At 49.3% G+C, this 13,512-nt stretch carries 11 protein-coding genes; 5 read left to right on the top strand and 6 right to left on the bottom strand.

What is annotated here, in order from left to right; genetic code table 11:
• Nucleotides 1-4: 4 nt before the first annotated feature.
• Nucleotides 5-3,151 (bottom strand): efflux RND transporter permease subunit, encoded by a 3,147-nt coding sequence (locus tag QZZ54_RS08055; RefSeq protein ID WP_290701298.1) that lies wholly within the window; start codon nucleotides 3,149-3,151, stop codon nucleotides 5-7.
• 3 nt (nucleotides 3,152-3,154) lie between these two features.
• Nucleotides 3,155-4,453 (bottom strand): efflux RND transporter periplasmic adaptor subunit, encoded by a 1,299-nt coding sequence (locus tag QZZ54_RS08060; protein ID WP_290701300.1) that lies wholly within the window; start codon nucleotides 4,451-4,453, stop codon nucleotides 3,155-3,157.
• Nucleotides 4,454-4,626: 173 nt separating this feature from the next.
• On the opposite strand from QZZ54_RS08060, the gene QZZ54_RS08065 reads away from it, so the two are divergent.
• The 3 genes from QZZ54_RS08065 to QZZ54_RS08075 are packed head-to-tail and all read left to right on the top strand — an operon-like array spanning nucleotide 4,627 to nucleotide 7,182.
• On the top strand, nucleotides 4,627-5,496 hold the full coding sequence (locus tag QZZ54_RS08065) for an alpha/beta hydrolase (protein ID WP_290701302.1): 870 nt from the start codon (nucleotides 4,627-4,629) through the stop codon (nucleotides 5,494-5,496).
• Complete coding sequence (locus QZZ54_RS08070; protein WP_290701304.1) at nucleotides 5,493-6,491, top strand: hypothetical protein; 999 nt, start codon at nucleotides 5,493-5,495, stop codon at nucleotides 6,489-6,491. Before QZZ54_RS08065 ends, QZZ54_RS08070 begins: the two co-directional genes overlap by 4 nt.
• A gap of 43 nt (nucleotides 6,492-6,534) precedes the next feature.
• A complete protein-coding gene (locus QZZ54_RS08075; RefSeq protein ID WP_290701306.1) occupies nucleotides 6,535-7,182 on the top strand; it encodes a DUF2959 domain-containing protein in 648 nt (215 codons plus the stop codon).
• Nucleotides 7,183-7,253: 71 nt separating this feature from the next.
• Here the strand turns inward: QZZ54_RS08075 and QZZ54_RS08080 are convergent, their stop codons facing one another.
• The 4 genes from QZZ54_RS08080 to QZZ54_RS08095 are packed head-to-tail and all read right to left on the bottom strand — an operon-like array spanning nucleotide 7,254 to nucleotide 11,890.
• Entirely contained in the window at nucleotides 7,254-7,958 is a 705-nt protein-coding gene (locus QZZ54_RS08080) for a hypothetical protein (protein ID WP_290701309.1), read from the bottom strand.
• Complete coding sequence (locus QZZ54_RS08085; RefSeq protein ID WP_290701312.1) at nucleotides 7,958-10,600, bottom strand: MlaD family protein; 2,643 nt, start codon at nucleotides 10,598-10,600, stop codon at nucleotides 7,958-7,960. The genes QZZ54_RS08080 and QZZ54_RS08085 overlap by 1 nt, the downstream gene beginning before the upstream one ends.
• A complete protein-coding gene (locus QZZ54_RS08090) occupies nucleotides 10,597-11,262 on the bottom strand; it encodes a paraquat-inducible protein A (protein WP_290701315.1) in 666 nt (221 codons plus the stop codon). Before QZZ54_RS08090 ends, QZZ54_RS08085 begins: the two co-directional genes overlap by 4 nt.
• Nucleotides 11,255-11,890, bottom strand: a complete 636-nt coding sequence (locus QZZ54_RS08095; RefSeq protein WP_290701318.1) for a paraquat-inducible protein A — start codon at nucleotides 11,888-11,890, stop codon at nucleotides 11,255-11,257. The genes QZZ54_RS08090 and QZZ54_RS08095 overlap by 8 nt, the downstream gene beginning before the upstream one ends.
• Before the next feature lie 39 nt (nucleotides 11,891-11,929).
• On the opposite strand from QZZ54_RS08095, the gene QZZ54_RS08100 reads away from it, so the two are divergent.
• Entirely contained in the window at nucleotides 11,930-12,808 is an 879-nt protein-coding gene (locus QZZ54_RS08100; protein ID WP_290701321.1) for a fructosamine kinase family protein, read from the top strand.
• A 28-nt stretch (nucleotides 12,809-12,836) separates the two neighbouring features.
• The gene (gene pdxH / locus QZZ54_RS08105; protein WP_290701324.1) at nucleotides 12,837-13,490 is read left to right on the top strand and encodes a pyridoxamine 5'-phosphate oxidase; all 654 of its coding nucleotides are present in this window, start codon (nucleotides 12,837-12,839) and stop codon (nucleotides 13,488-13,490) included.
• Nucleotides 13,491-13,512 lie beyond the last annotated feature (22 nt).

Raw genomic sequence — 13,512 nt, forward strand, 5'->3', positions numbered from 1 at the left:
AGTGTTAAGTATTCTGATGGGCTGCTTTTCGGGAGGTGGCAGACTTGAAAGTCGCCTTGCCGTTCTCCAGCATCACCAGCAGTGAGGGCACGACCAACAAAATAAGCAGAGTACCAAACGCCAGTCCGAATACCAGGGAGGTTGCCATCGGGATCAGGAACTGGGCCTGCAGTGAGGTCTCAAACAAAATTGGTGTTAGGCCTGCAATAGTGGTGAGTGATGTTAGCAGAACGGCTCGTAGACGCTGACAGGCGGCTTCTACTATCGCTTTATGCACGCCCATGCCCTGATTGCGCAATTTCTGATAGAAGGTGATTAGTACGATTGAGTCATTAATAACGATACCCGAGAGTCCAAAAAAACCAAAGATAGACAGAATCGTCAGGTTTTGTCCTGTTAGCAGATGCCCCGCAATAGCGCCTGTCAGTCCGAGAGGGATCGCCAGCATGACGGCCAGTGGCCAGCTGTATGATGAGAACACCCAGCTGAGAATAATAAAAATCAGCAGCAGTGCGATCAGTAATCCCATTTTCATATCGGCCAGGGTTTCACGCTGGTTTTTATTACGACCTTCAAAACTGGCCTGTACGCCAAACTCTGAGATGATCTCTTGCAACTTGCCTGCACTCAGATCGGCGATTATCTCGTTGGCATTGGCGACTGCTTCGTCCAGATCTGTGGTGACTTTAATGGCCAGCTGTCCGTCGACCCGCTGTAGTCGATCTAGACCCTGTTTATCAGAGAATTTGATCACGTTTGCGAGTGGCGCGCTGCTGCCATCGGGTAGCAAAATGGGTAAGTTTTCCAATGCACTGAAACGGTCTCGTTCACTGTCTGGCAGCACCACTCTGACCTCAATTTCGTCTTCGCCCTGGTTAAATAACTGTACTAGCTGGCCATCAAAAGATGCCCGTAACTGACGTCCAACAGAGTTGAGTGTCAGGCCTGAGGTCTTACCTGTAGGGGTCAGCTCATAGATCAACTGCGACTTACCGAACGGCAGGTCATCATCGACATTACTGACACCGTTATACTGTCGCAAGCTGTCCTGTACGGCGAGAGAGGCCTGCTTCAACTTTTCTACATCAGAGCCAACTAATTTTACCTCAAGCGATTTACCCGGAGGGCCGGAACGGTTTAGGTCGATGGTGAACTTTTCAATGCCCGCAGGGAGAATTACTTTACTGCGCCATTTTTTGATAATTTGACTGTTAGTGACTTCACGGCTGTCGATGGTGGTGAGCTGCACATAAAGTGCGCCAAATTCATCGCCCTGACTGGAGCCCTGGCTGGTACGGCTACTATTGGTTTTACGATGTATCTGCAATGCCATCTTAACCAGGTTGCCACCTAATTCTTCTTCTGTCTGCCGCAGAGTTTGGTCCAGATGCTGGAGGAAATTATCGACCTGATCCGGGCTGCTACCGGAAGTGAACTGAATATTGGCGTTCAGGGTTTCCATCTCAACCGCAGGGAAGAAGTTAAATTTTATCCGTCCACTGCTGACCAGGCCGATCGCAATAATGAAAGCCGCCAGGGCGATGGTCACGGTTATCCAGCGAAACTCGATGGCATTTTCAACCCACCGGCGAAAGCGGCCGTTTTTAAAGTTATTGAAAGCGGTATCTAGTTTAACCCGGGTTTTGGATGGGTGAAGATCAGTGGCTTTGTGCAGACTATGGTGTAGATGGCCGGGAAGAATCAAAAAGCATTCCACAATTGATGCGGCAATGACACAGATAACCACGGTGGGAATGTCGATCAGAATATTACCGATGGTTCCGCCAATTAACAGAAGAGGCAGAAAAGCAGCAATGGTGGTGAGGGATGAAGCCATGACCGGTGCAAGCATTCGGTGCGCGCCACCGATAGCGGCCTGAAGCCCCGGTTCACCCATCTGCAGGTGGGTTAGTGTGTCCTCTCCCACCACGATGGCGTCATCAACAATGATACCCAGAGCCATGATCATGCCGAACAGGCTGATCATATTGATACTGCCGCCAATGCCGTAAAGTACCGCCAGTGTGGCCATAAATGAGATCGGGATGCCCACGGTAACCCAGAAAGCAACTCGGGCGTTCAGGAATAAAAAGAGGGTGGCGATGACCAGTACCAAACCGCCCAGCCCGTTTTTTACCAGTAGATTAATACGGTCCTGAATCGCGACATAGCGCTCATCGAATGCGATCAACTGAATGTCAGGGGGCAACGTTGGCTGACGCTCTTCCATCCATTCACGCATTAATCCGGCTGCTGTAAGGGTGTCGTCGTTTTCAGTCCGGCGTAACAGTAGCTGAATAGCGGATTGACCCCGATAGGTGAGAAAGGTTTGATTATCCTGGTTGCGCCAGTCAATAGATGCAACATCCCCCAGGCGAAGTAGCTGACCATCCTTATTGGTAATTAGCGGTAGTTGACTGAAACCCTCAACATCCCGTTGCTGGCTGAGGCTGCGAATCTGTCGCGAGCCGTCGCCCTGTGCGGCAGTACCGGCAGGCAGATCAACGCTGCGCTGATTGATAATCGTAGCAACGTCACTCAGGCTGAGTCCCAGTTCATGTAATCGGCCGGATGAGATCTGAATGGCGATCTCTTCTGCGGGCAGGCCGACAAAGTCGATCTTTCGAATCCCTTTCTGTAGCAGTTCCCGCTCGAATTGACGGGCCAGAACCCTTAGTTCCTGTTGAGTTGCGGCGGTGCTGGTGATTAGTATTCTGGCAATATTATCGTAACGGATCACCTGTTGAACGATTGGTTTTTCAGAATCGGCTGGCAAGTTGGTAATGCCATCGACTTTCTGTTTTACCTCGTCAAGGATGTAGGCGATATCGCTGTTCTCTTCCAGCTCGAGACGGATTGAGGCAGATCCCTGAGTCGCTGTTGAATACAGGGAATCTATCCCATTAACCGATTTCAGTTCCCGTTCAATAGGTAGAATTATTGAGCTTTCTACATCCTCTGCTGCCGCACCGCTCCAGGGCACGGCGATGGTGATAATGTCCAGTTCAAAGCTGGGGAAAAACTGAGTGTTGAGTTTTTTCAACCCCCATATTCCGGCCAGAATCATAAGCATCATCAGAAGGTTAGATGCGACTCTGTGTTCAGTAAACAGGGTGATCAGGTTCTTGAGTGGCCCATGGCTTTGCGACATAACTTACTCCGCCCCAGCTGCAACAGGGACGGGTTGGCGGCCTGCAACTTCAACCAGAAGACCGGTGATGGCATTGGGCAGCTGAGTCACCAGAATTTGATCGCCGGGTTGAATGACAGTACTACGCACCAACACTTTTGACTGACCGTTGCTGTCACGGATATCGCCTACTCTTTCTACAGTACTGGCCTGTAGCCGGCTTTCATTCAGGGTATAGACTCTCTCTGTTCCAAAGATGGCCTGGGGCGGCAATGCTAGAAGGTTTTCCTGCTCGGGCATGGTCAGATTAAGGGATAAAGCGCGTCCTGGCTCGCCGCGATAGTCATCGGAATTGATACGAAACAGTGCATCAACGCCAGCACTGCCGCTATTGACCGCAGCGGCAAGGCGCTCGAGGGTGAGAGACAGGGGTTGGCCGTCGAGTATCGCGGTGGCGATAATCTGTTCGCCTTTATTCAGTTGTTGATGAATTTGTGGCAGGTAGCGGCTTGGAATCTGGGAACGTACCTCCAGAGAGCTAAGATCATAGATCGTTAGTAGAGTATCACCACTACGAACTCGCTCACCTGCGGCCACTTTGATCTCTGCTATTCGCCCGGTAAACGGAGCTTTTATCTGGCTCCGTTCCAGATCCAGTGCCGCACTGTCTCGTTGTGCCGTCGCTTGTTTAAGCTGAGCTGCCAGTTGTGCCAGCTGATTGGGGTGATCATTGATGGACTGTTGGCGGCTGTTTAGGGAAAGTGCCTGCTGTTGTGATGTTCTGCGGGCATCATCCAGCTGATTCTGGCTGGCTAATTTGCGCGTGCTAAGGTCCTGATAACGTTCTAGGGTTCGTTGCGTAAGACGAACCAGTTCCTTCTCGATCTTGAGCGCTTTAAGATTAGACTGGTAGCGTACCTTTTCGGCTTCAATGGAGGCTTCAATACGATCAACATCGGCTTGTTTTTGGGTCAGTGCAAGAGAAGCATCACGGTTATCCAGTTGTATGAGCAGTTGTCCAGCGGCTACTTTTTTGCCTTCTGAGGTATGACGGCTTTCAATATAGGCATTTATCGACGAAGAGAGAGTGCTACTGGAAGGGGACTCTATTCGACCATATAGTGACAGTTGGGGGGAGAACGTTGCGAACTCTGCTTCAATAACTTTTACAGTCCATACTTTTTCTTTTATGGGCTGGGATGGCGCGGTGGGCTTGGTTGCCTTTAATGCGATAAATATCAGCACAGCACCCATTATTATCAGTATTGGGAGCATCCAGTGCTTATTGCTGTGGTAAAAAGATCTATCTGTCTGTTCAGCCATTACTTGTCCATCTGTATGCCGGAATTAGGTACATTCAGAAATCATAATACATATCTTTGAGCGCGTAAGTAGAATTGTTCGTCCTTTACAATTCTTTACTAGATGGTAGCGTTAGGGACTTACATCTACCTTCCTTACGTAATAAGCATGATTTCAGATGACAGGAGATTGCAATGCGAACCAGATCGGTGATGGCGCTCGACCCTCTTGGATTTCATCGGGTTGTATATCACGAATGGGGTAGTGCAGATAATGACCGGGTGCTGGTCTGTGTGCATGGCCTGGCCCGTAATAGTCGTGATTTTGATGAACTGGCGCGGGCTCTTTCCCGTGATTACCGGGTGATCTGCCCTGATATGCCGGGGCGGGGAGAAAGCGATTGGCTTTCTCCGGGAGTTAATTACGACATCCCCCGCTATATGAGTGATATGGCTACTCTGTTAGCTCGCCTGGATGTAGATCAGGTGGATTGGATCGGTACCTCTATGGGAGGCATTATAGGCACCTGCCTGGCAGCTCTGCCAAACTCCCCCATTCGAACGTTGGTGCTGAATGATATTGGCAGCTTTATCAGTAAGGAGTCATTACAAAGGATAGCCGGCTATGTTGGTGATCATCGTTTCGGCTCATTGGCAGAACTTGAGCAGTATATGCGCTCGACCTATACCGCATACCGGAATTTAAATGATACTCAGTGGCAACATCTGGTTAAGTATGGTCACAGAGTGACTGGCGAAGGGGAGTTTGGTCTGCATTATGACCCTCGTCTGGCAGAGGGTACTCAGGAAGCACAGCATCAGGATATAGATCTGGAGCCTTTATGGGCGCAGGTGAAGTGTCCGCAAATGCTGATTTGGGGAGATCAGTCAGACGTATTAACCGCTGATACAGTTGAGCGGATGCAAACCTTGCGTCCCGATCTTGATCTTTATCAGATACCGGGAATAACTCATGCTCCTTCGCTGATGGAAGCTGAACAGATCGTAGCGATACAGCAATGGCTACGTAATAACCGAGCCCACAAGCCGGATGAGGTGTCATGAGTTCATTGACCCGATGGCCTTCTGATCAACTATGCCTGAGCGATGAAGAACGTGAGCAGGCAGTAAGTAAAGTTGAACAAGCGTTCGCTTCAACTCTTGAATCTCTTAAGGTCGATATTGGACTGGTGGAGATGCTAGAGTCGATTTATGTACCTTTAGGTGCCTGGCTAGTGGCGCAAAAGAATCAACATCAAGGTCCGCTGGTGGTGGGCATTAATGGTGCTCAGGGGGCAGGAAAATCGACGCTGTTTAACCTGATAGAGGTGATACTTGAGGAAGGGTTTGGTCTGAAAGTGGTGGGTTTGTCTATAGATGACATATACAAAACCCGCAGTGAGCGTGAAGAGATGGCTCATTCGATTCACTCTTTACTGAAAACCCGGGGTGTTCCCGGTACCCACGATGTTGATCTGGGTATTGAATTGATTCGCGGGCTTAAAGGTGAGTTCGGTGAAGAGGGACGTAACGTAAAGATACCGGTTTTTGATAAGTCGATAGATGATCGTTGTCCTACGGCGCTTTGGCAGGAATGGACCGGTGAAGCGGATGTGATTGTTTTGGAAGGCTGGTGTGTCGGTGCTACGGCACAGGATGAGAGTCAGCTGGCTGAATCGGTTAACGATCTTGAGCGTAGCGAGGACCCTCTGGGTGTTTGGCGCAGTTATGCGAATAAACAGTTAGAAGGCAGTTATAAAGAACTGTTTGGGCTGATGGATGTACTGATTATGCTGAAAGTACCCAGTATGGAATCAGTATTCGAGTGGCGCTCTCAACAGGAGAAAAAACTCGCAGAGAGAGTGCGTTATTTCTATGATACCCAGCAACCCACCCAGCATCTCCGGATTATGAATGAGCGGGAGATCAGGCGCTTTATTCAGCATTATGAACGACTTACCCGTAATATGCTGGAAGAGATGCCGGGCCGTGCAGATGTCTGCCTGGAGCTGAATGAGAACCATAAAATCGGTAAGATCCGGATTAATAAACCGCTGTAAGTCTGTGTAAACTCGTAGATAAGCTCTTATGTAAGGAATTTTGATGAAACGTATTGTTTTAGTCTGTGTGATGTTGCTATCCATGCCGCTGATCAGTGGTTGTCAGAGTGCATACTATTCAGCGATGGAAAAAGTGGGTGTCCATAAGCGAGACATTCTGGTGGATAGGGTCGAAGACACCCGTACGGCTCAGGATGAAGCTCAGGAGGAATTTGTATCTGCTTTAGAGCAATTCCGAAAAGTGGTGGGTTTTGAAGGAGGTAAACTGGAGTCGGTCTATAACGATATGCAGTCTGCGTACGATGATAGCGAAGCGGCGGCAGAATCGGTCAGTGATCATATTCGTCAGGTTGAAGATGTTGCAGAGGCTCTGTTTGATGAATGGAAAGAAGAACTTGATCAATACAGTAGTGCAAAATTGCGCCGTCAGAGTGCTCAAGCGCTTAAAGATACCCAAGCCCGCTACCGCTCGCTGCATACCAGTTTGAAACGTACGGAGGCTAAGATGCGGCCGGTGTTGTCTGCGTTGAAAGACAACACACTATTTCTCAAACACAATCTCAATGCCCGTGCGATAGGCTCGTTGAAAGGCGAGTTTGGTGGTATTAAAAGGGATATAGATCGTTTGGTGGTAGAGATGAAACGCTCGATTCAGGCCTCGGATAAGTTTATCAAAGAGATGAAACAATAAAACATCTAGTGGTAGCGGCTTCCAGCCGCGAGATACCTATCGCTGCTGGAAGCAACTCCTACAAAATCCTATCAAATAGGCAGGAAGGTCATTGATGCGGCGCTTTGGACTACACGGGTGATGGTGCGGTTGGTTCGGTCGGCGACTAGCAGTGCCATCATGTCCTGTAGGCTGATCAGTTTGCCGAAGATTCGCTCATAACTTAGATTGCGGATGCCGGTTGCTGAAATACTATTGCTAAGAATATAGGGTTCATTCCGGCTATTCTTTCTATTATTCAACTGCCAGGCGATGATCTCCAAATTTCGGGCGCTGTTATAAAGTTTCTGTTGGTCTATCTCATCTAGTAAGAAAAATTCATCCTGGTAATTATAGGCAGCATTAAGCATGCCGCTGATGCCCACCATCAAAGCAAACACACGATCACCTTGAAATTCCTCATTAAAACTAGTCTGTATAGCCTTGATTTCCTCGGCGCCGTTTAACTCTAAAAATTTTCGGGTTCTGGGGGTGTCGAGTAGCTGCTGTAAACGTTTTTTTACCGTAGTTCCTGGAGGGGCTTTGGCCAGCTCACTTGGGTTTCGTTTGTAGAGCTTGATTGTCAACTCACGGGAGAGTTTACGAACCTGACTAATGTGCATGTCAGTGACGTTATCGATGTCACTTTTAGCCAGATCGCTGATTTTGAAGTCAGAAGGAGTATTGGCGACACAACCTGATAACAACAGGATAAACAGGCTTATTCCACACAGTCGAAGTACCCTTAGTTGATGCATCAGTCCGGCTCCCGTTCCTGCAGCTCAAATCTGTAGCCGGAAGTAACAGGCTGATCCATATCGCCGGGCGTACTGAAGGCGATACCGCCCTGCACAAAGCTTTCTAAATTGGTTGTTTCCACTTTTAGTCCTTTAAAAATGCCAAATTCCGCATCAAAGCCACCGATATTCCAGAACTGGCTGGCTTTGGTCACCAGCTTGCCATAGCGGGCTTTAATATTAATAAACAATCTTACTTTTTGATTATTTTCACTAAGCTCATATCCTGAAACTGATCCTACCGGCATACCACGGAAATAGAGATTGCTGTTGACCTTCAGTGATCCCAGTTGTTGAGTCTCCAGAATGATATTCAGGCCGGGTAGATCACGATTGGCTGGTCTTTCAGGTAGGCCATTGAAACTGAGTTGTGGTGCGCCGTTACCGGGCAAGGCTTCTATATGGTTACCCACAAGCAGGGCCTCTGGATAGTCCACACCGGAAAGGTTAATACTCGGCGCTGCGATCCAGAAGCGGCTGCCTTTCCGGGCAAGTAGCTGCCCCTCACCGGTCAGGGCTATCTCGGCTTCCACAGAGCCCTGACTGTCGAGCAGGTGGATCTTTTCCACCTCACCCATTTCCAATCCTTTAAATCGGACCTTAGCGCCTACAGCGATATCTGGCCCTGCAGGGAAGGTGACACTGACATTGGGTCCCTGTTGCAGTGCTTTTTCGCGTTTGCTGTACAGCTCAAATAGTTGACGGTTTTTAGCTGCCCGGCCTTCGTCCTTAAGATTAGCGAAAGCGACTCCGCCGCGCAGTAGTGTTTGGAAAGACTCAGTGTGAATCGTTATGCCGCGGCTGCTAAGGCTCGCTTCGACACCGCTGGCATTCCAAAAACGGCTCTGGTCCGTCACCAGATGACGATAGGGCTTGTCGATCAGCAGGTGGATGATGACACTGTTATCCTCTGCGGACAGCGCGTAATGGCTGATGCTCCCCACTTGCAGTTGTTTGTAAAGCACCGGAGCGCCACTGGTGATTGAGCCCAGTGAATTCGCTTTAATTCTGATAGGCAACTTATCCGCGTTTTCTTTATATAACAGTCGCCCATGTTGGCTGGCATTATCGAAGTTACGGAATAAGTGGAACCTTTGTGTTTTTCCGATAGGTTTTTGATCGCTGATATCCGGTGTGAAAAAACCGATACCGCCGTTGATGACAGTACTGAGTGAGCCGCTTTCCAGTTGAACCCCATCAACTCCTGCTTTGAGTTTAATGCCACTCTCTTCCCAGAACCGACTGCTCTGTTTTACCAGTGCGGCGTACTCCTGTTTGATGGTTCCGTGGATCAATACCTTGGAACCGTCCCCGGTTAATTCGTAGCCACGTACCTCACCTACTGGTATCTGCCGATACATAATAGGTGAGCCGAAGTTGATTGAGCCAAGCTGTTCGCTTTCAAAGCTGACGTCGAGTCCTTCGGTTCCGGGTCTGCGGGCAGGTGCGCTATCAAGCGCTGAAAATTCAAACTGTGCAGCCCCAGGTCCGGGTAATAGTTGAATAGCCGAGCCTCGTATCAGTTCTCCAATGTTTTGTAGCTGGGTCAGAGAAAACTTAGGCTTGGGTAGCCAGAATTGGCTACCGCTTCGTAGTAATGGGCGGGCGCGGGGGTCGATCAGCAAGCGGGCGTTGAGCGTAGACAGATCGCTGCTTAACTCGATATTCTGTACCCGGCCAATCTGTATTCCCTCGCTCATCACCCGAACCCCTTCATGCATGTCGGTACGGGCGGGGAACTTTACGTTAACAACTATGCCATCTTCAGCGGCTTCGAAGTCAGGGAATAGACTGAATTCATGGTCTGGACTCAGCCCGCTTTCATCGTCCGGTGGAGTATAAAAGCTAATGCCGCCGGCGATAATGGCTGCTAGTGATCCGAAACGCAGGTTTACCTGCGATAGGTTTGCTTTGAGGCTGATACCACTGGCATTCCAGAAGCGGGTACTATCACTAATCAGATGGCTATAGGTCGGTTCAATAAAGAGCTCAATACGGATCTGATTGGCTTTATCGGTCAGGCCGAAATTGATCACTTCCCCGACCTCTATCTGGCGGTAGTATACTTTTGCTCCGCGCTGTATCGATTGGGCTGAGTCAGCTAAGAGAGAGAGGTAAAGGCCCTCTCGGTCTTTGAGGGGAGGTGGTGGTTCATTATCAGCGATAAAGCTTAAGCGCTCTTCGCCGTTGCCTGGCTGAAGTTCTATGTAATAGCCGGATAGTAGGGTATCTAAGCCTTTAACGCCGCTGAGGGAGATCTGTGGCTTGACCAGCCAGAAGCGCGAACCCTTAACCAGGATTTCGGCCGCCTCTTTCTCCATTTCGATCATCGCAGTGACGCTTTTCAGATCCTCATTGAGCTTTAGGCTCTTGATCATTCCGGTTGGAAGCCCCCGGTACATCACTTTAGTGACATTGGCTTCCAGTCCTTCGGCAGTCTCAAACTGCACCTCGATCATAATACCGGCATCCTGATAACTTTTAATGACCAGCCAGCCGGCAATTAATGCAGCAAGAAAAGGCAGCAGCCAGACGACGGAAGGGCCTTTATGGCGCTTAATGATCGGTGTTGCGGCACTGTTGTCTGAATCAGGGGTACTCATTGGTCATCCTTATGATCAGTACTGTCGGGTGGACAATCCGAAATTCCATTATCCCATATCAGCCGGGTATCAAAAGCTATAGCAGAAAACATGGTCAATAATACTACGATGGCAAAAGCGGTGGCGCCATGATTACCCTCAATATGCGCAATACTACCCAGTTGTACCAGCGCCACCAGAATACCAATAACAAAAATATCCAGCATCGACCAGCGGCCGATCCACTCGACGATACGAAACATCATCGTTTTTTGGCGCAGATTGGTCTGTAAGCCAAACTGTACCGTACAGAGCAAAATGGTCAGGGCGATCATTTTTAATACCGGAACGACGATGCTGGCGGTCAACACAATCAGGCCAATCATCAGCATATCCTCTTCAAGCAGGTGAAGTACCCCTCCAAGAATAGTACTGGGTTCGCCCTGGCCAAAGGTTGTAAAGGTCATGATCGGCAATAGGTTTGCCGGTAAGAACAGCAAAATCGAGGCTATTAGGCAGGCCCAGCTGATACTCATTGAGTTGGCAATTCGGCTATGAAGGCGAGCACCGCAGCGGTCACAATGCAGCCCTTCCTGGCTCAAATAGTGCAATTTCTCGCAGTCGCTGCAGAGCAGGTAGCCGCTGTCACGGGCTGAGCGGAAAGCTGTTGGTGAATCAGTCATAGAAGCGGCTCTGTTTACGGTGCAAATCGATCTGATGCCAGATCTGGTGCGGATTAAAAAAGATACCACTCAGGGTAATGACGATGATGAGTGCGGCCAGACTATAGAGTCCCAGGCCAACCTCAAGATCGGCAATATCTTTGAGTTTAATAATGGAGATCAGCACGCCGAGCAGGAATATCTCCAACATGCCCCAGCCACGTAGGTGTTGATAGCTATGCATCGCCTGGCGCAATAGTCTGCCTTCCCAGCGGTAGTGGAGAGTGAAGCTGATATAGAAAAGAGCGATCAGTTGTATCAGGGGAACGACAATAGCGAACAGTAGGATAAGCAGAGCAACGACCTCTAGCCCTCCTTCGTATAAGGACAGTGCGCTCTGTAGGATGATTTCACTCTGACTCTGGCCAAATACATGCAAGCTGAGAATTGGAAACAGATTGGCCGGAATGAACAGTATAAGTCCTGCTATCGAGAGAGCTAGTAGCCGCTCTATACTGTTGAGGGTGGTGTAATATAAAAGGGCATGGCAGCGAGGACAGACAACATCCTGATCGGGTTGGTTTACTACCCGTTCAATCAGCAGATCACATTCGTGACAGGCGATCAGGTGTTTGGGTGTGCCTTGCATTGTTATATATAGTCCCTAATTGAAAGCTGAAAACAGAGTATGCCAGATTTAATACCTCAACCCATAGTTGAATGGCTGGAACAGCAGTCCCTGACGCTAAACGCAATACAAACGCTCAGCGGAGGCTGTGTTGCCGATACCTGTAAACTTAGTCTGCAAAGCTCAAAAGGTGCCAGGCTTGAACTGGTATTAAAGCAGATGCCAACGGGTTCCTCCGAGTCGTTAGCAGCAGAGGCTACCGGGCTTCAGTTCCTGCGGTTGTCGGAAGCTGGGGCTCTTCGTGTTCCAGAGGTGATTCTGCAAGAGGAGAATTGCTTATTACTGGAATATCTTTCACCGGCTGCGCGTTCGGTGGATTTTGATGATCAGTTAGCGATTGGGTTAGCGTTACAGCATCGGCATCAAAATACCCGCTTTGGCTTTTCCCTGGATACCTTCTGTGGTGGTACCCGCCAGCCAAATCAGTGGCAGGGCGACGGGTTCTGCTTTTATGCTCAACAGCGTTATCAAACATTGGCTCAGCAGTGTTTAGAGCAGGGTTTGATGACGCCAGAGCTGTTTGATCGGTTATTGATCTTGAGCGAGTCCCTTTCCCGTTGGGTGCCACAACAGTCAGCGGTGCTGTTACATGGCGATCTTTGGTCGGGTAATGTGCTGAGTGGGCCTCGGGGTGAGCCTGCTCTGATAGATCCCTCGGTCTATTATGGCTGGGCTGAGGCTGAGTTGGCGATGACGCAGATGTTTGGTGGATTTAGCCAGCGTTTCTATCAGGTTTATCTACATCATAGCGAAATGCTGCCGGACTGGCGGTCGCGTGTGGATCTTTATAATCTCTACCACTATCTGAATCATCTGCTGTTATTTGGCGGCGCTTATCACCGTGATGTTGAGCGCATTGTGCAGTACTATAGCGGCTAAATATTATGTACTAACGTTCAGGTTATCTATGAGTCAATCCGATCAGGGTGATTTTAAAGCCCTGCGCCGTGAATATGTGGCGCAACCTCTTAACCGGTCTGACCTTTCGGCCGATCCGCTGCAGCAGTTTTCTGACTGGATGCAGACTGCAACTGAATACAGTCCTGATGATGCCACCTCAATGACGCTGGCAACTGCTAATGCTTTGGGGATGCCATCGGCACGCATTGTGTTGCTGAAGCACTTTGATGCAGAAGGATTTGCCTGGTATACCGATTATCGTAGCCGTAAAGGTCAGGAACTAGCTGAAAATCCTCAGGCTGAGCTTATGTTTTATTGGTATGGTCTTGAACGACAGGTCCGGGTTCAGGGGCGTGTAGAGAAGCTTTCTGCAGAGCAAGGTCGAAAGTATTTCAATGAACGCCCGGTGGGAAGTCGACTCAGTGCTGCTGTATCCCATCAGAGCGCGGTGATTGAAAGCCGTGAATCTCTTGAGGAATCTGTAAGTGACCTGCAACAACAGCATCCTGATGGCGATATTCCATACCCTGAGTTTTGGGGTGGTTACCGTCTGATTCCCACTCATTTTGAGTTTTGGCAGGGGCGGGAAAGTCGGTTGCATGACCGATTTAGTTATACCGAAATAGAGGGGCAGTGGCAGGTTGACCGCCTTTCTCCTTGAGTTAACACTAAAAAAAGAACTG

It is taken from the genome of Amphritea sp. (assembly GCF_016744155.1).
Taxonomy (GTDB): Bacteria; Pseudomonadota; Gammaproteobacteria; order Pseudomonadales; family Balneatricaceae; genus Amphritea.

Coding starts and splice junctions, on each gene's coding strand:
- QZZ54_RS08080 (WP_290701309.1), bottom strand. CDS start 7,958: ATGCATCAACTAAGGGTACTTCGACTGTGTGGAATAAGCCTGTTTATC.
- QZZ54_RS08075 (WP_290701306.1), top strand. CDS start 6,535: ATGAAACGTATTGTTTTAGTCTGTGTGATGTTGCTATCCATGCCGCTG.
- pdxH (WP_290701324.1), top strand. CDS start 12,837: ATGAGTCAATCCGATCAGGGTGATTTTAAAGCCCTGCGCCGTGAATAT.
- QZZ54_RS08095 (WP_290701318.1), bottom strand. CDS start 11,890: ATGCAAGGCACACCCAAACACCTGATCGCCTGTCACGAATGTGATCTG.
- QZZ54_RS08065 (WP_290701302.1), top strand. CDS start 4,627: ATGCGAACCAGATCGGTGATGGCGCTCGACCCTCTTGGATTTCATCGG.
- QZZ54_RS08090 (WP_290701315.1), bottom strand. CDS start 11,262: ATGACTGATTCACCAACAGCTTTCCGCTCAGCCCGTGACAGCGGCTAC.
- QZZ54_RS08060 (WP_290701300.1), bottom strand. CDS start 4,453: ATGGCTGAACAGACAGATAGATCTTTTTACCACAGCAATAAGCACTGG.
- QZZ54_RS08085 (WP_290701312.1), bottom strand. CDS start 10,600: ATGAGTACCCCTGATTCAGACAACAGTGCCGCAACACCGATCATTAAG.
- QZZ54_RS08055 (WP_290701298.1), bottom strand. CDS start 3,151: ATGTCGCAAAGCCATGGGCCACTCAAGAACCTGATCACCCTGTTTACT.
- QZZ54_RS08100 (WP_290701321.1), top strand. CDS start 11,930: ATGCCAGATTTAATACCTCAACCCATAGTTGAATGGCTGGAACAGCAG.
- QZZ54_RS08070 (WP_290701304.1), top strand. CDS start 5,493: ATGAGTTCATTGACCCGATGGCCTTCTGATCAACTATGCCTGAGCGAT.